Genomic DNA, 19,451 nt, shown 5'->3' on the forward strand with positions numbered 1-19,451 from the left:
CCGCACGATCACTCCTCGCGCAGCCGGTACTCGCCGCCGTGCCCGGCGACCTCGTACAGGTCGTAGTGGTGGACGATCTTGGGGCCGCCGTGCAGGTGGACGTGCCGGACGACGGCCGGCGCCTCCTGCTCGGCGGGGCGGGTGCGGACCCGGCCGTCGAGCGGGCCGCCGACGAACCAGTAGGTGTCGGGCGGGGGCTCGTCGGCGGGGTCCGGCCGGGGCGTCCGGGCGGCGACCCAGTCGTCCCAGTCCTCCTCCGAGGCTGCGGGCATCCGGCCACGGTACGTGACCGTCCGGGGACGTCGCACGGTCGGCGGGATCACGGAGCGGCCGCACAGCTCCCGACTCGCGGTGCCGGAACTCCCGACTCGCGTAGTCCGGGGCCGGCACGCGGAGCGGCCCCGCCACCGGGACAGGCGTCGGTGGCGGGGCCGTGAGCGTCGAGCTCGAGCCCGTGGATCGAGCGGGATCAGGCGGGCGGGCTCAGCGGGATCAGGCGAGAGCCTTGGCGCGCTTGCGCGCGTCCCGGGCGATCCCCTCGACGGCCTTCGCGCCGGCGGCGGAGGCGGTCGTGCCGGCGTCCGCGGCGCGGTGGGCCACGTCGCTGCCGAACTTCGACACCTGCTCACCGGCCTGCGCCGCCAGCGCGGTCAGCTGGTCGACGTAGCCCGGCGCCTTCTTGCGGGCCTGCTTCGCGGCCCGGTGGGCGGCCTTCTCCCACTCGGCGCGCTTCTTGTCGGCCGCCTTCTCCCACTGGGCCCGCTTCTTGGCCGCGGCCTTCGTCCACTCGTCGCCCTTCTTGTCGGCGAGCTTCTCCCAGGCCCTGCCGCGCTTGTCGAGCTCCTTCTGCCAGGCCGCGCTGCGCTTGTCGACCTCCTTGCGCAGCGCCGCACCCCGCTTCTCGGCGCGCGCCGCCGCCTTCGCGGCCCGCGTCGACAGGTCCTCGCCCCACTCCGAGGCGCGGTCCGAGGCCGTGGCCCCGAGCGCGGTGGCCGCGGCGCCCAGGGCGGCGGCGCGCTCCGCGGCGACGGTGCTCAGCTCCGCGGCGCGCTCCGCGGCGATGGTGCTCAGCTCCGCGGCGCGCTCCGCGGCGACGGTGCTCAGCTCCGTGGCCCGCGCCTTCACGACCGGCGCCTTGTCCGCGACGGTGGCCGACAGCGAGTTCGAGAGCGCGGACGCCTTCCCGACCAGGTCCGACCCGGTCGACGAGCCCGACCCGCCGAGGCCCGAGACCAGCCCGGACACCGAGTCGGTGGCGGTGTGCGCGGCCCCGGAGATCGCCTCGGCGCGCTTCTCCAGCGCCGCTGCGGCGGCCTCGGCGGCCTTGCGGCTGCGCCAGGCGACGGACGGCTTGCCGTGGGTGTCGGCGGCGGCGATCATCAGGCCGCCGAGCAGGCTGACGTTCTTCAGGAAGTGGATCTGCTGGGCCTGCTTGGCCTCCGGGTCGCTCTCCTCCCAGAAGCGGTGCGCGGCCAGGGTGGTCGGGATCAGGGTGGCGGCCAGCGCGGCCGACGAGGTGCGGGGCATCTTCCCCAGCGCGAGCAGCGTCCCGGCGGCGACCTTGACGCCGGCCTCGACCTTCACCAGCGTCTCGTCGTCGGGGCGCTTGTCCAGCGGGGAGATCTCCACGGCCTTGTCGATCGCGGGCGCGGCGTAGTCCAGGACGGGCTTGGCGGCCTCGGCGTGCGCCTGGGGTTGACGCAGCGCGTTGATTCCGCCCGAGATGAAGATGGCGGCCAGCATGGGACGGGCCACACGACGCAACAGAGGCATGGGGCCGCGTTCCCCGTGCCCGCGCGCGGCAAACACGGGGGTACCGCTGGCGGGCGACCCCCCACGTTCGGAATCATGCCGGGGTGGCGAGACACGCGATCGGGTTGGACATCGGCGGCACCAAGGTCGCGGGCGCCGTGGTGGCCGAGGACGGGACGGTCGTCGAGGAGCTGACCGAACCGACTCCCGCGACCTCGGACGCGACGACCATGTCGCGCCTGCTGCTCGGCATGATCGACACGTTGCGGAGCACGAACCCGGAGGTCGCGGCGGTCGGTGTGGGCGCGGCGGGCACCGTCGCGTGGCCGAGCGGGCGGATCCTGTGGGCGCCGAACAACGCCTACCGGGACTGGGCCGTGCGGGCCGAGATCGAGGAGGCGACCGGCCTGCCCGCGGTCGTCGACAACGACGCCAACGTCGCCGGGCTGGCCGAGGCGCGCCTCGGCGACACCCTCCACAAGGAGATGGTCCTGGTCACCGTCGGGACCGGGGTGGGCAGCGGGATCGTGCTGGGCGGGCGCATCTACCGCGGCCCGCACGGGCTCGGCGCCGAGCTGGGGCACATCATCGTGGACCCGGACGGCCCGCCCTGCGGCTGCGGCAACCACGGCTGCCTCGAGTCGCTCGCCTCGGGCACCGCCCTGACCCGCACGGGCCGGGAGGCCGCGGCCGCCGAGCCCGACGGCCTCATCGCGCGGCTGGCCCGCGAGAAGAACGCCGAGGTCACGGGCCAGATCGTCACCGAGGCGGCGCTGCAGGGCGACCCGACGGCGCGGCGGCTGTTCCAGACCCTGGCCCGCTGGCTCGGCATCGGCATCGCCTCGGTCACCACGATCTTCGAGCTCGACGCGGTGGTGATCGGCGGCGGCGTGGTCGAGACGGGCGAGCTGCTGCTCGCCCCGCTGCGCGAGGCGGCCGCCGAGTTCGCCTACGCGAAGACGGTCCGGCCCCTGGTCCCGGTCCTGCCGAGCAGCTTCGGCAGCGCCGCGGGCAAGATCGGGGCCGCCCTGCTCGCGCTCGACCACGCGGACGACCCGGCCACCCGTTAGCGTGCTCGGGTGACCCTCCTCCTCGGCCCCGTCCTGCGGCACGTCGGCGAGACCACGGCCGTCGTCTGGGTGCAGACGGCGGCGCCCGCCACGGTCGAGGTCCTCGGCAGCAGTGCGCCCACCTTCGAGGTCGCGGGACACCACTTCGCGCTGGTCGTGGTGACCGGGCTCGAGCCGGACTCGCGGATCCCGTACGAGGTGCACGTCGACGGCGAGCGGGCCTGGCCGCTGCCGCACAGCCCGTTCCCGCCGAGCGTGATCCCCACCCGCGGGCCGCGCACCGCCGGGAGGGCGCGGATCGTGTTCGGCTCCTGCCGGTACGTCAAGCTCTCCGACCGCAAGCAGGCCGCGCTCTACGGGCTCGACGCGCTCGACGCCTACGCGGCCCGGATGGCCGGCGCCCCCGCCGAGGAGTGGCCCTCGGCGCTGCTGCTGCTCGGCGACCAGGTCTACGCCGACGAGCTCACGCCGCAGACCCGGCGCCGGATCGCCGGGCGCCGGGACCGCCACCCCGACTGGCCGGACGACGAGATCGTCGGCTTCGACGAGTACGTCGGGCTGTACCGGGACTCCTGGATCGACCCGGAGATCCGCTGGGTGATGTCGACCGTGCCGACCGCGATGATCTTCGACGACCACGACGTCCGGGACGACTGGAACACCTCGGCGACCTGGCGCGCGCAGATGGCCCGCACGCCCTGGTGGCGCGACCGCATCCGCAACGCGCTCGCCTCGTACTGGGTCTTCCAGCACCTGGGCAACCTCTCCCCCGAGGAGCTGGCCGAGAACCCGGAGTGGACGAAGGTGCAGGCCGCGGAGGGCGACGTCTGGCCGTTGCTCAAGGACCTCGCCGACCGCGCCGACACCGAGGTCGACGGCAGCAAGGGCCTGCGCTTCAGCTTCCGCTGGGACATGGGCCGCAGCCGGCTGGTGATGATCGACTCCCGCAACGCGCGGATCCTCGACGGCGGCGAGCACCTCATGCTCGGCGACCACGAGTTCTCCTGGGTGGAGGAGCAGGCCACGGAGCCGGGCGCCGCGGGCGGCGAGGTCGACCACCTGCTGCTCGGCACCTCCGTGCCCTGGCTGCTCGCGCCCGCCCTGGGCGACCTGGAGACGGTCAACGAGATCGCCGCGGACCGCCCCGGGCTGCGCGGCCGGATCGGCGAGGCGATCCGGCAGGCCGCGGACATGGAGCACTGGCCGGCCTTCCGGTCCTCGTTCGACCGCCTGACCGCACTGGTCGGACGGGCCGCCCGGGGTGTCCCGGGCCGGCAGGCGCCGGCGACCGTGACGGTACTGTCCGGTGACGTGCACCACAGCTACACCGCCCGGGCGGAGCTGCCCGGCGTGCCCGCCGGCGCGGCGCGCGTCCACCAGGTCGTCTGCTCCCCGGTGCACAACCACGTGCCCGGGGCCGTCCGGGCCGCGTTCCGGCTCGCCTGGTCGAGGCCCGCCGCCGCGTGGGCCCGGGCCTGGGCCGCCCACCACGACGCCCCGGCACCCGGCCCGGTCTGGGACCGGGTCGGCACTCCCCTCTTCGGCAACCACATCGCGACCCTGCTCGTCGACGGCAGGCGCGCCGAGGTGATCTTCGAACAGCCCCGGTCCGCCGCCGCGCTCGACGAACGGGCCCGCGTCACCCTCAGCGCGGAGGACCACGCATGAGCATGCTCGGACACCCCGGACCCGGCGCCGTGCCGCTGCGCGGCGACGAGCCGCCCGGGACGGACGGCACCGGGGCGCTGGCCGGGCAGACCGTGGTGCTGCGGCCGACCGAGCCGCGGCACGTCGGCGAGTTCCTGCAGATCCTGCAGCACCCCGAGGTGGCGCGCTGGTGGGCCGGCTACGACCTCGAGCGCGTGCGCCGCGAGCTGCTCGGCCCGCACTGCTACGCGGTCGAGGCCTACCGCGAGACCGTCGGGCTGATCATGTTCCACGAGGAGGAGGACCCCGACTACCGGCACGCGGGCATCGACGTCGCCCTGCACCCCGACGCGCACGGGCAGGGCCTCGGCGCCGACGCCGTGCGCACCCTGGCCCGGCACCTGTTCGACGTGCGCGGGCACCACCGGATCGTCATCGACCCCGCCGCGACGAACGAGCGGGCGATCCGCAGCTACGAGCGGGTCGGCTTCCGGCGGGTCGGCGTGATGCGCAGCTACGAGCGCGGCGGCGACGGCACCTGGCACGACGGGCTGCTCATGGACCTGCTCCCCCAGGACCTGTAGCCAGCGCGGCCAGGCCGTTCACCAGCAGCTCGAGGCCGAACCGGAACCGCTCCTCGTCCGTGCCCGTGGTCAGGTGCGGCAGCAGGGAGACGAAGGTCGGGAACCGGTCGGCGGGGAGCGCGGCGAAGAACTCCTGCATCTGCCGGGCCTGGTCGTCCCACTGGCCGTGGCCCTCCTCCCGCTGGGCCCGCATCGACCCCTCGACGGCGCTCGCGCTGACGTACAGCCCCACGACGTCGGCGGACCACGCCGCCGCCTGCTCCGGCACGCCTCCCAGACGCAGCAGCTCCAGGGTCGTCTCGGTGACGCGCAGCGCGTTCGGCCCCAACGGGACCGACCCCAGGGCGGCGCGGGCGATGTCCCGGTAGCGCATCAGCGCGGCCCGCGAGTCCACCCACAGCTGCGTGACCTGCTCCCGCCAGCGCCCCGGGTCCGGCTCGGGCAGCGGGATCTCGGCGGCGACCTCGTCGAAAAGCAGCTCGACGAGCTCGTCCTTGTTCGCGACGTGCGCGTAGAGCGAGGCCGCGCCGGTCGACAGCTCGGTCGCGACGCGGCGCATGCTCACGCCGTCGATCCCCTCCTTGCGCAGCACCCCCATCGCGGCCTCGACGATGGCCTCCCGCGACAGGGAGCGCCGCACCGGCTGTTTGCGCGGGGTGCGCCAGGGCGGCTCGGGCAGGTCGTGCTCCACGGCTCCGATTCTATTTGACACGAACACCGTTCGTGAGTAGAACGGCGTTCGTTCCGAACGCTGTTCGTCGAAGGGGTCTCGCGGGCGATCACCGGCGGGACGGTCGTCGGCCTGGTGTTCCTCGCCGGCATGACGGGGCTGGTCCGGGTGCTCCTGGTCCGGGTGCTCGGGCTCCACCTGCAGCTCGGGCTCGGCTTCACCCCGCCGCAGGCCGCGGGAGGACCGCCGGGCTTCCGGGTCGTGCTGGTCGAGGTGGCCGTGACGACCGTCGTCGCCGGCGCGCTGACCGTGCTCCTGCCCCGGCGGGCCGGGACGACGGGCCGGCGCCGGCGGAGGCGCCGGAGCCCGCCGCCGTCCGACCCCGGCTCAGAAGGGGGTGGCGGCGAGCCAGCCGTCGAAGGCGGACCGGTCGCCGAACACCTCCAGGCGCGGGTCGTCGACGGGCAGCCGGCGCAGGGTGGCGAGGTAGAGCACGGCGGCGGGGCCTCGCACCGCGACGGTGCCCTTGGCGTGCCCGTGCTCCCAGACGATCCCGGCCCGCTCACCCACGCCGTCGGGCCGGATCGTCCACTCCCCCGCCGCGCCGAGGTCGCCGTCCGTGGCGTGCAGGTGCAGCGTGCCGCCCTCGGGCAGCAGCGTCCGCCCGCGGCGGGCGGCGACCAGGTCGAGCCACTCGGACAGCCCGTCCGCGGCCAGCGCCGGGTCGAGGTCGCTGTCCTGCCCCAGCGCGAGCTGCGCGTCCGCCCGGTGCGCGGTCTCCTCGTGCAGCCGCCGGCGGATCCACCAGGCGGCGGGCTTCGGCCCGGTGAAGGTCCAGACGGGGGCCTCCGGCCCGACGGCGTCGACGGCGTCGAGCACGGCCTGCGCGCTCTCGCGCAGCCACGCGACGGTCCCGTCGAGGTCCGCGGGTGGCTTCCCGCCGGGGACCTGGCGCGGGTCGAGCGCCTCCGTGACGCGCTCGCTGATCATGGTGGCCGCCCAGCGGTGCCCGCGGCCGACGTGGCGCAGCAGCTGGGTCAACGTCCAGCCCGGGCAGGTCGGGATCTCGGTGCCGTGGTCGGCGGTGCGCACCAGCTCGGCGAGCCGGGCGTTCTCGCCCAGGAGGGCGGCGCGGACGTCGAGCGCGGGGGCGGTGGGGGCGGCGTCGCTGCTCATGGTCCGCGAACCTAACCCACCTCGACGCGGGCACCGCCATGTTCCCGACCGCAGGCATGATCCCCGACCGCGCGGGGTAACCGATCACCATGGCGCCCGAGCATCACGACTGGACGCGCCACGGTGCGGGACGATCCCTGCTGTGGTGGCCGCTCTCCTCGTTCGTGCTCATGGCGGTCTTCCCCGACGCCGGGATCCTTCCCATCGTGCTGTCCGGGGCCGCCCTCGCCCTCGTCGGCGCCACGGGCGCCGTGGCGGCCCGGGTGCTGCGCCGGCGAGTCCGGGCCCGGCGCGCCGCCGGGGCGCCCGCCGCGCTCACCGCGGCCACGGGTGTCGAGGTCGTCGAGGCCGTCGGGGCCGAGGTCGTCGGCACGGTCAAGGAGACGGTGTCCGAGATGAGCGACGCCGTGTCCTGCGCCGTCGAGGAGGCGGTGGAGTCCGTCGTCGACCCCGTGGCGGAGCGCCGCGCGGCCTGAGCCTCGCACCTGCCCCCGCCGCGGATCCCGCCGCGGCCTGCCGGAGCGTGACCGCAGGAGGAGCCGGGCGTTCCGGGAGCTCCGTCGTGACGGCATTCACACCACGCACTCCGGCGATCCGACGCGGCCGGTGATCGATCACGACCGGATCACATCACTCGTTCGTGGCCCGCTCGCCCGGTCGCCCCACACCGCTCGTTCACCCGCTGTTTAATCCGATCGAGTGGCGTGTCGAAAACGTCGCAACCTCTTTCGCTCTCGCGCTTTAGGCGGGATACGCGGTGCGAAGAGCGCCGCGTCCCCGGAAGAGGAGAAGAGAGATGGACCCCTTCACTCTGCTGTTCCCCGGTCACGGTGGCCCGAAGAAGCCGAAGAAGCACGACGAGTGCTCGCACTCGAAGAAGTCGTGGAGCAAGTCGCACGGCAAGAAGCTCAAGAAGCACAAGTGACCCCGGTGCTCTGAGAGCGATGTTCGTGCGGCGGCCCCTCCCGCGCTGCGGCGGGAGGGGGCGCCGCCTTCTTCCGCTCCTCCGCCCTGCTGTCCCGCACCACCCGCTCGCCCCCTGTTCCGGCCCCCGCACTCCCCCGATCCCTCCCGGACCACCGGAGGCACGTGACGATGCCGTCCCCCACCGCCCGTCACCGCGCGACGAGGCGCGGATCCCGCCGTGCGGCCCGACCCGTGGCCGAGGCCACCGAGGTCACCGAGCCCACGGAGGCCACCCCACCGGAGGCCACCCCGACGGAGGCAACGCCGACGGAGGCAACGCCGGCCGCCGAAGGCTCCGGGGGCCCCGGGGCCCCCGCGCCCGCGGCGACCGAGGCCGGTCGAGCGCCCGAGGCCGATGTCGCCCCGGTCACCCCGGCCACCGCGGTCACCGCGGTCATCGACCTCACCGCGGTCACCGACGTCACCGCGGTCACCGACGTCACCGCGGTCACCGCGGTCACCGGGTCCGCCGGACCGGCCCCGACCGCCGAGCCGCTGCCGGCGCCCGAGCCGACCCCCGAGCCGTTCCCGGCCGTGACGGTCGAGCCGCGCGGTGAGGCCACCGACGCCGACGCTCGCCGCGTCACCGGTACCGGTGCCGGGCCCGACGTCGAGCCCGCCGCAGTCGCCGTCGCCGGGGCCGGGGGCGAGCCCGACCGCGTCGGCCCGCTGCGCGACGCCGGCCGCCTGCTGCCCGAGGCCCCCCACCTGACCGTGCGGCAGATCTTCCGCCGCTTCTGGCCGCACACGGCGGGCTTCCGCGGCTGGTTCGCGCTCGGCCTGTTCCTCTCCGCACTCAGTCCGCTGGCGATCGCCGCCAGCCTGTGGCTGTTCAAGATCCTGATCGACGACGTCCTGACGCCGCAGGACTACGCGTTGCTGCCGTGGGTGATCGGCGCCTATCTGGTGATCTCCGTCGTGGGCGGGGTGATCGACTATTTCGACTCCTACGTCTCCGCCTGGGTCGGCGAGCGATTCGTCCTCGGCCTGCGCACCCACGTGTTCGCACACCTGCAGCGGCTCTCGCTGGGGTTCTTCGAACGGCGCCAGCTCGGCGACGTGATGTCGCGGTTGTCGAGCGACATCGGCGCGATCGAGGAGCTGATCCTGACCGGCGTCGCGGTGGCCGTGACGTACGGCGTCCAGGTGGTCGTCTTCACCGCGTTGCTCTTCTTCCTCAACTGGCAGCTCGCCCTGATCGCGGTCGCGGCCGCCCCGGTGTTCGGCCTGGCGTCGCGCTTCTTCGCCCGCCGGATCAAATCGGCCTCGCGGGAGAAGCGGCGGCGCACGGGCGGGATCGCGGCCGTCGCCGAGGAGAGCCTCGGCAACGTCGCCCTCGTCCAGGCCTACGGCCGGCAGGCGAGCGAGACCGAGCGCTTCCACCGGGAGAGCCGCGGCGCCTTCGCCGCGCAGATGGTGGCGGTGCGGCTCAAGTCGCTGTTCGGGCCGCTGGTCGGGATGCTCGAGGTCGTCGGTGTGCTGACCGTGCTCGGCGTCGGCATCTGGCAGATGACCCGCGGCAACCTGACGCTCGGCGGCCTGCTCGTCTTCACCGGCTACCTGAGCCAGCTGTTCGGGCCGGTCCGCGGTTTCGGCGAGATGGGCACCACGATCTACGCCGCCGCGGCGGGGGCCGAGCGCGTCATCGAGCTGCTCGACGAGAAGCCCCAGGTCACCGACCGTCCCGAACCGGTCCGGATCGAGCGGGCCCGCGGCGACCTGCGGCTCGAGGACGTCACCTTCACCTACCCCGGCACGACCGGGCCGGCGCTGGAGCGGGTGTCGATCCTGGTCCCGCGGGGCCACACCGTCGCGGTGGTCGGCCCGAGCGGCGCCGGGAAGACGACGCTGACCAAGCTGCTCCTGCGCTTCTACGACCCGGACACCGGCTCGGTGGTCCTCGACGGCCACGACCTGCGCGAGCTCGCGCTGGCGGACGTGCGGCGCAACGTCGCGGCGCTGTTGCAGGAGACGCTCGTGTTCGACGGCACGGTGCGCGAGAACATCCTCTGGGGCCGGCCCGACGCGAGCGAGGCCGAGATCGTCGAGGCGGCGCGGGCCGCGGACGCGCACGAGTTCATCACCGCCCTGCCGGACGGCTACGACACCCGGGTCGGCCAGCGCGGCCGGTTGCTCTCCGGCGGGCAGCGGCAGCGGTTGGCGATCGCGCGGGCGATGGTCCGCGACGCCCCGGTGCTGATCCTCGACGAGCCGACGACGGGGCTCGACGCCGCCGCGACCGAGCGGGTACTCACGCCGCTGCGCCGGTTGATGGCGAGCCGCACCACGCTCGTGATCAGCCACAACCTGCTGACGGTGACCGAGGCGGACCAGATCGTGTACCTCGAGGGCGGCCGGATCACCGCCACCGGCCGGCACCGCGAGCTGCTCACCCGCAGCCCCGGCTACGCCGAGCTCTACCGGCTGCACCACCCCGGGGAGGAGTCCGCGGCCGAGCACCTGCCGGCGGCCCTGCGGGACGACCTCGCCGAGCTGTCCGCGCTCGACGAGCTCGACGCCGACCTGGAGGCCGAGTTCGGGGAGGCGCTCACGGCCTCGTGGCCGGCCGACCCGTGGGCCGAGACCACGGTGCTGCCGGCCTTCCGGACCCCGGGCCCGCACGTCGGGCTGTCCGAGCTCGCCCCGGTGTCGGGGCCGGAGGCGCTGTCCCGCTGGGCGCTGCCGGCCCGCCGGACGTCGGTCGTCGAGCCGCTGCCGGACCCGGTGGCGGAGCCCGCACCGGGACCGGAGGCCGCACCGACGGAGCGCTTCGCCGCCGTCGACCGGAGCTCCGAGGTGCCCGGCGGGCGGCATCGCGCGAGGATCGGTCGCGTGGGCTTCGACGGTGCGGTGTTCGACGGTGTGGGGGTCGACGGTGTGGGAGTCGACGGTGTGGGGGTCGACGGTGCGGACCTCGACGGAAGGTGCGGGACGGAGAGCCGGGAGGCCGAGGTGTACGGCGTGACGACCGGGTGGAGCGTGCGGCGCGGCGGTCCGCGGTGACCGATCGCCGGGTCGCCCCGCGTCCGGGCCGGTGGGGAAGCCGGCCCGGGCCGGGCCGTCGCGGGGCCGCGCGATGAGTGCGGCCGCCCTGGAGCCGGATCCCCGCCGGGATCCGGCTCCCGGCGGGTTCCGGGAGGTGCAGGCCCGCCGGGCGCGCGGCCGGACCGCCGGGGCGGCGGAGACGACCCGCCGCCACGCCCGGCGCGCGCCCGCGGGCCCGGTCGAGGAGCCGGCCCCCGCTCCCGAGCCGGTGGCCTCGGACGTCGACGCGACGGCCGAGCCGTCCGAGCCGTCCGCCGATCTCGACGGGCCCGCCCCGCTCGCGCCCGGCCGCGAGGTCGCGCCGGGGTACACCGTGGTCCAGCACCTGCGCCGCGGCGAGGACTACGACACCTACGACGCGTGGAGCGCCGTGCACCACTGCCACACGGTGGCGAAGGTGCTCCGCCCGGACCTGGTGGGCGACGTCCGGACCCGGCGGGGGCTGCTGCGCGAGGCCAAGCTGCTGCGCGCGCTGCGCCACCCGTACATCGTGCGGCTGCTGGACCTGGTCGACGAGCGCGGCCCGAACCCGGTGATGGTGCTGGAGTCGCTGCCGGGCGGCACCCTGTCCGACGCGCTCGACAGCTACGGCCGCTTCCCGGAGGCGGCGCTCGCGCACCTGGGCCAGCAGCTCGGCGCGGCGCTGCGGTACCTGCACGAGCACGGCCGGGTGCACTGCGACGTCAAGCCCAGCAACATCGTGGTGAGCGCCGGCGTGACCCGGGTGATCGACCTGGCGCTCGCCCGCGCGCCCGGCCCGGCACCGGCGGAGGTCGGCAGCGCACGGTACATGGCCCCCGAACAGATCCTCGGCGGGATCGTCACCCCCGCGACGGACGTCTGGGCGGTCGGCGTGGTCCTGCACGAGGCCGCGACCGGCGTCCGGCCCTTCCCCGACGGGGTCGCGGACCCGGAGCAGACCGGCTCGCACAGTCTCTCCCGGACCGACTCCACGCACCCGCGGGCGGAGCTGGGCCGGCTCTACCCGCAGCTGCGGGGGCCGGCCCCCCGGCTCCGGTCCCGACGGCGGCTCCCGGTGCGGGTGGCGAGCGTCCTCGACGGCTGCCTGCTCACCGATCCGGCCTCACGCCCCACGCTGGCCGAGGTGCACACCGCCCTCGACGCCCTCCTCTGAGGGGGCCGGCGGCGGGGGCGGCCAGGGATTCACGGGCCGCTGACCTGGGTAAACATCGTCCGACGGACATCACATCACGATCTCTTGCAAGCCCGATACTAGGACGTCAAACTAAATGTGTCCGTCGTCGTGCAGGAGGAACCGTGGGCGAGCTCAGCGCCGATCTCTACGTGCCGAAGAACCCCATCCGCTTCGTGACGGCCGCGAGCCTGTTCGACGGGCACGACGCGGCGATCAACATCATGCGGCGGATCCTGCAGCGGCAGGGCGCCGAGGTGATCCACCTCGGGCACAACCGCTCCGTCGACGAGGTCGTCACCGCCGCCATCCAGGAGGACGTCCAGGGCGTCGCCATCAGCTCGTACCAGGGCGGGCACGTCGAGTACTTCTCCTACCTGGTGGAGCTGCTGCGCGAGCGCGGCGCCGGGCACGTCAGGGTCTACGGCGGCGGGGGCGGCGTGATCGTCCACGAGGAGATCGAGCTGCTGCACTCCCGCGGCGTCTCGCGCATCTTCTCCCCGGACGACGGCCAGCGCCTGGGCCTGCCCGGGATGATCAACCTGATGATCCGGGAGTGCGACACCGACCTCACGGCCGAGCCCCCGGCGTCGTACGACGGCGTGTTCACCGGCGAGACCGCGACGCTGGCCCGGGCCCTGACCCTGGCCGAGTCCGGGAAGCTGCCGGCCGAGGTGCTGGAGCGGGTGAAGGCCTCGGAGAAGCAGGTCCCGGTCCTGGGCATCACCGGCACCGGCGGCTCCGGCAAGTCCTCGCTCACGGACGAGCTGGTCCGCCGCTTCCGGCTCGACCAGGAGGACAAGCTCCGGATCGCGGTGCTGGCCGTGGACCCGACCCGGCGCAAGGGCGGCGGCGCGCTGCTCGGCGACCGGATCCGGATGAACGCGCTGAAGGGCGACCAGGTCTACTTCCGCTCGCTGGCCACCCGCGGCAACGACGGCGTCATCCCGGAGAATCTCGGCGACGTGATCTCGGTGCTCAAGGCGGCCGGGTTCGACCTGGTCGTCGTGGAGACGCCGGGCATCGGCCAGGGCGACGCCGGCATCGTGCCCTTCGTCGACCGCTCGCTGTACGTGATGACGCCGGAGTTCGGCGCCGCGTCACAGCTCGAGAAGATCGACATGCTGGACTTCGCCGACGTCGTGGCGATCAACAAGTTCGAGCGCCGCGGCGCTGAGGACGCCCGCCGCGACGTGGGGCGCCAGCTCGTGCGCAACCGCGAGGAGTTCGGTGCGAGCTGGGAGGACATGCCGGTGTTCGGCACCTCCGCCGCCACCTTCAACGACGACGGCGTCACCGCGCTGTACCAGGAGCTCGGGCGCCTGCTCGCGGAGAACGGCCTGACGCTGCACGAGGGCCGGCTGCCGAAGGTGGACCGCAAGACCTCCACCGAGTACGCCGCGGTGATCCCGCCGGAGCGGGTGCGCTACCTGGCCGAGATCGCCGAGACGGTGCGCGGCTACCACGCCGAGACCGAGTCCGAGGCCACCAAGGCCCGCGTCCGCCAGCACCTGCGCACCGCGCGCGAGCTGGTCGGCGAGCCGGTCGACGACGCCCTGCAGAAGGCCGAGCGGGACCTGTCGGGCGAGGCCGCGCAGCTGCTGGACACCTGGCCGCAGGTCGTCGAGGACTACTCCGGCGACGAGCTCGTGGTGAAGGTCCGCGACAAGGAGCTGCGCACCCAGCTGACCCGGGAGACCCTGTCGGGCAACAAGGTGCCGCGGGTGTCCCTGCCCAGGTACACCGAGGACGCCGAGCTCCTGCGCTTCCTGCGCAAGGAGAACCTGCCCGGCAGGTTCCCGTTCACCGCGGGCGTGTTCCCGTTCAAGCGGGAGGGCGAGGACCCGGCCCGCATGTTCGCCGGCGAGGGCGACCCGTTCCGCACCAACCGCCGGTTCAAGTACCTGTCGGAGGACTCCGAGGCCAAACGGCTGTCCACGGCGTTCGACTCGGTCACCCTCTACGGGCACGACCCGGACACCCGCCCGGACATCTACGGCAAGGTCGGCACGTCCGGCGTCTCGATCGCGACGCTGGACGACATGAAGGAGCTCTACGCGGGCTTTGACCTCTGCTCGCCCACGACGTCCGTCTCGATGACGATCAACGGCCCGGCGCCGACGATCCTGGCGTTCTTCCTCAACGCGGCGGTGGACCAGCAGATCGACAAGTTCCGCGAGGAGGAGGGCCGCGAGCCCGACGAGGCCGAGCGCGAGGAGCTGACCGCCTTCGCCTACGCGAACGTCCGCGGCACGGTGCAGGCCGACATCCTCAAGGAGGACCAGGGCCAGAACACCTGCATCTTCTCCACCGAGTTCTCGCTCCGGATGATGGCCGACATCCAGGAGTGGTTCATCCAGCACAAGGTGCGGAACTTCTACTCGGTGTCGATCTCCGGCTACCACATCGCCGAGGCCGGGGCGAACCCGATCAGCCAGCTCGCGTTCACGCTGTCCAACGGCTTCACGTTCGTGGAGAGCTACCTGGCGCGCGGCATGGACATCGACGACTTCGCGCCGAACCTGTCCTTCTTCTTCTCCAACGGCATGGACGCCGAGTACACGGTCATCGGCCGGGTCGCGCGGCGGATCTGGGCCATCGCGATGCGGGAGCGCTACGGCGCGAACGAGCGCTCGCAGAAGCTGAAGTACCACGTCCAGACCTCGGGCCGGTCCCTGCACGCGCAGGAGATGAACTTCAACGACATCCGGACCACGCTGCAGGCCCTCTGCGCGCTCTACGACAACGCGAACTCCCTGCACACCAACGCCTACGACGAGGCGATCACCACCCCGACCGAGTCCTCGGTGCGGCGCGCGATGGCGATCCAGATGATCATCAACCGCGAGTGGGGCCTGTCGATGAACGAGAACCCGCTGCAGGGCTCGTTCATCGTCGACGAGCTGACCGACCTCGTCGAGGAGGCCGTGCTCGCCGAGTTCGACCGGATCGCCGAGCGCGGCGGCGTGCTGGGCGCCATGGAGACCGGCTACCAGCGCGGCAAGATCCAGGACGAGTCGATGCTCTACGAGCACCGCAAGCACACCGGTGAGCTGCCGATCATCGGCGTGAACACCTTCCGCAAGCCGGAGGCGGACGAGGAGCCGGTGGAGATCGAGCTGGCCCGCGGCACCGAGGCCGAGAAGCAGTCCCAGCTGAGGCGGCTGGCGGACTTCCAGGCCCGGCACAAGTCCGAGGCCGAGCAGGCGATCCGCCGGCTGCAGGACGTCGCCACCGGCGAGGGCAACGTGTTCGACGAGCTGATGCGCGCCGCCCGGGTCTGCTCGCTCGGGCAGCTCACGGACGCCTTCTTCGAGGTGGGGGGCCAGTACCGCCGCAACATGTAGTGCGGCTGCACCTCCCCCACCCCGTCGCCCCGCACCGTGGTCGGTGCGGGGNNACACCTTTTCCACGCCCCAGGAGCGAGCGGCACTCCCGCTCGTTCCTGGTGAGCGGGAAAGCCGTCCGCCGACCGCCGGCCCGTTGGCTCAGCGGGCGTGCGCGGCGAGGACGCGCTGCAGGGCGGCGGCGATCGTGTCGCGTTCCTCGGCCGTGAGGTGGTCGGCGAAGTGCTTCGCGATCCCGTCGAGGTAGCCCGGCGCCGCGGCGCGCAGCCGCTCCCGGCCCGCGGGCGTCAGGACCGCCCAGCTCCCCCGCCGGTCGGCCGGGTCCTGCTCGCGCACGACGAGCCCCGCCCGTGCCAGCTCGTCGACGATCCGGCTCACCCGGGAGCGCGACACCACCGCCCGCTCCCCCAGCTCCTGCATCCGCAGCCGCCGCTCCGGTGCCGAGTTGAGCTCGAGCAGCACGTCGTACCAGGTCATCGGCATGCCCTGGGCGCGCTCCATGTCGCGTTCCAGCTCGCGGAGCACCGCGGCGTGGGTGCGCAGGAGGGCGGCCCAGGCCGCCACGCCCGCGTCGTCGGGATCCATGCGGGCAGCATAGCTTGTGCGTGCGCACGCATCGTGGTTACTATGTGCGTGCGCACGCACTTCCATTGGAGGAGTTCCCATGACCCGCCTGCTGCACGTCGCCGCCTCGCCCCGCGGTGCCGCCTCCGAGTCCCTCGCGATCGCGAGCACCTTCCTGGACGTCTACGCCGAGACGCACCCCGAGGCCGAGATCACCCACCGCGACCTCTGGGACGGCACGCTGCCCGCCTTCGGTCCCCCGGCGGCCGCGGCGAAGATGGCGGTCTTCGCCGGCCGGGAGCCCGAGGGCGAGGGCGCGGCGGCGTGGGCCGCGGCCGTCGCCGAGTTCCGCCGGTTCGACGCGGCCGACCGCTACCTGTTCAGCGTCCCGATGTGGAACGCCGGGGTGCCCTACGTGCTCAAACAACTGATCGACGTGATCAGCCAACCCGGCCTGGTGTTCGGCTTCGACCCGGAACGGGGGTACACCGGGCTGCTGCAGGGGAAGAAGGCGGCCGTGGTCTACACCAGCGCGGTCTACGGCCCCGCCCGCGGACCGGCGTTCGGCCGCGACTTCCAGTCCACCTTCTTCACCGACTGGCTGCACTGGGCCGGGATCGAGGAGGTCGAGGAGATCCACTTCCGCCCGAACCTCGTCACGGACGACGCCGCGACCGCCCGCGACGCCGCCCACGCCCGCGCCCGCGAGCTGGCCAAGACCTGGTGACCCATGAGGGCGGCGCTCTCGCTCACGCGGCAGGAGCGAGAGCGCCGTTCGCTCGTCGAGGGACGGGCAGGTCGACGGCATGCCCCCGCCTCCCGCCGGGTACGCGTGGACGAGCGACTCGAAGGGGGAGCACATGGCGCGGCCGAAGGTCGTGGTGGTCGGCGGCGGGTTCGGCGGGGTCTACGCGGCCCGTCGGCTCGCCGAGGCGGACGCGGACGTCACACTGCTCGACCGGACCACGACCTCGCTGTTCCAGCCACTGCTCTACCAGTGCGCCACCGGCCTGCTGTCCGAGGGACAGATCACGACCCCGCTGCGCACGCTGATGCGCCGGCACCGCAACGTGCGCGTGGTCCTCGGCGAGGCGTGCGACCTCGACGCGACAGCGCGGGTCCTCACCGCCCGCCGTCCGGACGAGACGACCTTCGAGCTGCCCTACGACCAGCTGATCGTCGCGGCCGGGATGCGCCAGTCCTACCTCGGCCATCCCGAGTTCGCGGTGCACGCGCCGGGCATGAAGACGATCGACGACGCCCTGGCCATCCGCCGCCGCGTCCTCGGAGCGTTCGAGATGGCCGAGACGCTGCCGGACCCGAGGGACCGGGCGGAGTGGCTGACCTTCGCGGTGGCCGGCGGCGGCCCGACCGGCGTCGAGCTGGCCGGGCAGATCCGCGAGCTCGCCCTGCACGCCATCGAGCACGAGTACCGGCACATCGACCCGCGCGAGGCGCGGGTGGTGCTGTTCGACGGCGGGGACCGGGTGCTGAAGTCCTTCGGCCGCAACCTCACCGCCAAGGCGCAGGAGGCCCTGGACGAGGTCGGCGTCGAGACCGTGTTCGGGGTGCACGTCACGGACGTCGACGAGCGCGGCGTGGTCACCACCGCGAAGAAGCCGGGGCCCGACGGCCGGCGCGAGCAGCGGCGCTACGACGCGCGCACCGTGCTGTGGACCGCGGGCGTCGAGGCGGTGCCGTTCCTGCAGGTCGTCGCCAAGGAGACCGGGGCGACGCAGGACCGGCAGGGCCGGATCCCCGTCGAGCCGGACCTCACCGTCGCGGGACATCCGGAGATCCGCGTGGTCGGCGACGTCATGAGCCTCGACGACCTGCCCGGCGTCGCCGAGGTGGCGATGCAGTCCGGGCGGCACGCCGGCGAGGACGTGCGGCGCGTCCTGGCCGGGCGGCCGACGCGACCCTTCCGGTACCGCGACCTCGGGAACGCGGCCTACATCTCCCGGCGCCACGCGCTGCTGGAGAAGGGCCGGGTGCGGGTCGACGGGTTCGTCGGCTGGGTGCTCTGGGGCGCGATCCACATCGCGTTCCTGGCGGGCGTGCACAACCGGTTCACCACCCTGCTGAACTGGGCGACCGCGCTCGCCGCGAACCGGCGCGGGGAGCGGGCCTACCCGCTCGGCGAGCCGACGACCGCCGAGCGGCCCTACGACCGGGAGTACGTCAGGCCGGACTCGGGATCCGGCGCAGGGTGAGGGCCAGGGCGAGCGCGCCGGCGAGCAGCACCGTGAGGTAGCCGACGACGCCGGTCCAGCCGGCGTGGTCGAACACCACCCCGCCGACCGTGCCGCCGACGCTGCTGCCCGCGTAGTAGCCGAACAGGTACAGCGACGAGGCGATGCCCGGCGAGCCCTCGGCCAGCATCGACGAGCGGCGCCCGACCCAGCTGCTGGCGAGCGAGTGGCCGGCGAAGAACCCGACGGTGACCAGGAGCAGCCCGGCCAGGACCGTCGGCAGCCAGGCCGGCGTGGTGAGCCACGCGCCGGCGGCGGCGACCGCGATACCGATCCACATGATCGTGCGGCGGCCGAACCGGTCGCCGAGCCGGCCCGCGGCCGTCGACGCGTAGGAGCCGGCCAGGTAACCGAGGAAGATCAGCGCGACGAGCGCCGCGGGCAGCCCGAACGGGGCGCGCAGCAGCCGGAAGCCCAGGTAGTTGTAGACGGTCACGAACGCGCCCATGAGCAGGAAGCCGATCCCGAACAGGCACAGCAGGCCCGGGTCGCGCAGGTGCCGCAGGATCGGCACGCCGAGCTCGCCGAGGCGGACCCGCGGGGCGGCCGGCGCGAGCGACGGCGGCAGCAGCAGCCGGAAGGCGACGGTGCAGGCCAGCGACACGAGCCCGACGGCCAGCAGCGCGACCCGCCAGCCTGCGACGTCGGCGACCGCGGTCGCGATGAGCCGGCCGGAGAGCCCGCCGATGGTGTTGCCGGCGATCAGCAGACCCACCGCACCGCCGAGGTGCCGCGGCGCCACCTCGCGGGTCACGTGCGACATGGCCAGGGCCGGCAGCGCGGCGAGCGCGATCCCCTGCAGCGCCCGGATCCCGACGAGCACCCCGAAGGTCGGGGCGAGCGGGGCCAGCAGGCCGAGGACCGCCGAGGCGGCCAGCGCGACGGTCATCACCCGGGCGCGCCCCCAGGCCTCGGCGACCGCGGACAGCGGCACGACCGCGAGCGCCAGGGTCAGCGTGGTCGCCGAGAGCGCCAGGCTGGAGGTCCCCGAGGAGACGCCGAACTCGTCGGCGAGCGTGGGCAGCAGCCCCTGCACGGCGTAGACCAGGACGAAGGTCGCCAGCCCGGTGCACCACATCGCCAGCCCGAGCCGGCGGTACCCCGGGCTGCCGCGCTCGTGGCCGAGCGCGGGCGGGGTGGCGGGGGCAGGGGCGGTCGTCGTCATCGCTCCCGACCGTACGAGGCGGGCGAGCATGCGTCCAATGCATCTTGACCAATGCCATGA

16 protein-coding genes are annotated in these 19,451 nt (G+C 73.9%); 10 read left to right on the plus strand and 6 right to left on the minus strand.

The features are described from left to right. Positions 1 to 8: 8 nt before the first annotated feature. Together ACFQH9_RS03570 and ACFQH9_RS03575 are read right to left on the minus strand one after the other, a co-directional pair. On the minus strand, positions 9 to 272 hold the full coding sequence (locus tag ACFQH9_RS03570; protein WP_232870221.1) for a hypothetical protein: 264 nt from the start codon (positions 270 to 272) through the stop codon (positions 9 to 11). A gap of 220 nt (positions 273 to 492) precedes the next feature. Next, positions 493 to 1,755 (minus strand): DoxX family protein, encoded by a 1,263-nt coding sequence (locus tag ACFQH9_RS03575; RefSeq protein WP_379564133.1) that lies wholly within the window; start codon positions 1,753 to 1,755, stop codon positions 493 to 495. 101 nt (positions 1,756 to 1,856) lie between these two features. Between ACFQH9_RS03575 and ACFQH9_RS03580 the strand changes: the two genes are divergently transcribed. From ACFQH9_RS03580 to ACFQH9_RS03590, 3 genes are read left to right on the plus strand one after another with little or no spacing between them, the layout of a single operon-like run. Further along, positions 1,857 to 2,822 (plus strand): ROK family protein, encoded by a 966-nt coding sequence (locus ACFQH9_RS03580; RefSeq protein ID WP_379564135.1) that lies wholly within the window; start codon positions 1,857 to 1,859, stop codon positions 2,820 to 2,822. 9 nt (positions 2,823 to 2,831) lie between these two features. Further along, positions 2,832 to 4,490 (plus strand): alkaline phosphatase D family protein, encoded by a 1,659-nt coding sequence (locus ACFQH9_RS03585; protein WP_379564137.1) that lies wholly within the window; start codon positions 2,832 to 2,834, stop codon positions 4,488 to 4,490. Beyond that, positions 4,487 to 5,053, plus strand: coding sequence for a GNAT family N-acetyltransferase (locus ACFQH9_RS03590; RefSeq protein WP_379564139.1), 567 nt, complete (start codon positions 4,487 to 4,489; stop codon positions 5,051 to 5,053). Before ACFQH9_RS03585 ends, ACFQH9_RS03590 begins: the two co-directional genes overlap by 4 nt. Here ACFQH9_RS03590 and ACFQH9_RS03595 read toward each other — a convergent pair. Both ACFQH9_RS03595 and ACFQH9_RS03600 read right to left on the minus strand, forming a co-directional pair. Beyond that, positions 5,025 to 5,744 (minus strand): TetR/AcrR family transcriptional regulator, encoded by a 720-nt coding sequence (locus ACFQH9_RS03595; RefSeq protein ID WP_379564141.1) that lies wholly within the window; start codon positions 5,742 to 5,744, stop codon positions 5,025 to 5,027. The two genes, ACFQH9_RS03590 and ACFQH9_RS03595, sit on opposite strands and share 29 nt — an antisense overlap. Positions 5,745 to 6,110: 366 nt before the next feature. Beyond that, a complete protein-coding gene (locus ACFQH9_RS03600; protein ID WP_379564143.1) occupies positions 6,111 to 6,899 on the minus strand; it encodes a maleylpyruvate isomerase family mycothiol-dependent enzyme in 789 nt (262 codons plus the stop codon). An 89-nt stretch (positions 6,900 to 6,988) separates the two neighbouring features. Here ACFQH9_RS03600 and ACFQH9_RS03605 point away from each other — a divergent pair, with 89 nt between their 5' ends. From ACFQH9_RS03605 to icmF, 5 genes are all read left to right on the plus strand, one after another. Further along, on the plus strand, positions 6,989 to 7,375 hold the full coding sequence (locus ACFQH9_RS03605) for a hypothetical protein (RefSeq protein ID WP_379564145.1): 387 nt from the start codon (positions 6,989 to 6,991) through the stop codon (positions 7,373 to 7,375). A 320-nt stretch (positions 7,376 to 7,695) separates the two neighbouring features. Next, positions 7,696 to 7,824 carry a hypothetical protein gene (locus tag ACFQH9_RS03610; RefSeq protein WP_379564147.1) on the plus strand — a complete coding sequence of 43 codons (129 nt, stop codon included), beginning with the start codon at positions 7,696 to 7,698 and terminating at the stop codon, positions 7,822 to 7,824. A gap of 233 nt (positions 7,825 to 8,057) precedes the next feature. After that, positions 8,058 to 10,868: an ABC transporter ATP-binding protein gene (locus ACFQH9_RS03615; protein WP_379564149.1), complete on the plus strand. Its 2,811-nt coding sequence runs from the start codon at positions 8,058 to 8,060 to the stop codon at positions 10,866 to 10,868. A 73-nt stretch (positions 10,869 to 10,941) separates the two neighbouring features. Continuing rightward, positions 10,942 to 12,045, plus strand: coding sequence for a serine/threonine-protein kinase (locus ACFQH9_RS03620; protein WP_379564151.1), 1,104 nt, complete (start codon positions 10,942 to 10,944; stop codon positions 12,043 to 12,045). Positions 12,046 to 12,188: 143 nt separating this feature from the next. Next, the gene (gene icmF, locus ACFQH9_RS03625) at positions 12,189 to 15,410 is read left to right on the plus strand and encodes a fused isobutyryl-CoA mutase/GTPase IcmF (protein ID WP_379564153.1); all 3,222 of its coding nucleotides are present in this window, start codon (positions 12,189 to 12,191) and stop codon (positions 15,408 to 15,410) included. 141 nt (positions 15,411 to 15,551) lie between these two features. Here icmF and ACFQH9_RS03630 read toward each other — a convergent pair whose 3' ends face one another. After that, the gene (locus ACFQH9_RS03630; protein ID WP_379564155.1) at positions 15,552 to 15,995 is read right to left on the minus strand and encodes a MarR family winged helix-turn-helix transcriptional regulator; all 444 of its coding nucleotides are present in this window, start codon (positions 15,993 to 15,995) and stop codon (positions 15,552 to 15,554) included. A gap of 79 nt (positions 15,996 to 16,074) precedes the next feature. On the opposite strand from ACFQH9_RS03630, the gene ACFQH9_RS03635 reads away from it, so the two are divergent. Together ACFQH9_RS03635 and ACFQH9_RS03640 are read left to right on the plus strand one after the other, a co-directional pair. Next, on the plus strand, positions 16,075 to 16,701 hold the full coding sequence (locus ACFQH9_RS03635; RefSeq protein ID WP_379564157.1) for an FMN-dependent NADH-azoreductase: 627 nt from the start codon (positions 16,075 to 16,077) through the stop codon (positions 16,699 to 16,701). A 79-nt stretch (positions 16,702 to 16,780) separates the two neighbouring features. After that, positions 16,781 to 18,187: an NAD(P)/FAD-dependent oxidoreductase gene (locus ACFQH9_RS03640; RefSeq protein ID WP_379564159.1), complete on the plus strand. Its 1,407-nt coding sequence runs from the start codon at positions 16,781 to 16,783 to the stop codon at positions 18,185 to 18,187. On the opposite strand, the gene ACFQH9_RS03645 is transcribed toward ACFQH9_RS03640, so the two are convergent. Continuing rightward, entirely contained in the window at positions 18,156 to 19,391 is a 1,236-nt protein-coding gene (locus tag ACFQH9_RS03645) for an MFS transporter (protein WP_379564161.1), read from the minus strand. The genes ACFQH9_RS03640 and ACFQH9_RS03645 overlap by 32 nt on opposite strands. Between the last annotated feature and the right edge of the window lie 60 nt (positions 19,392 to 19,451).

The sequence above is a fragment of the Pseudonocardia lutea genome, assembly GCF_042658055.1.
Taxonomy (GTDB): domain Bacteria; phylum Actinomycetota; class Actinomycetes; order Mycobacteriales; family Pseudonocardiaceae; genus Pseudonocardia; species Pseudonocardia lutea.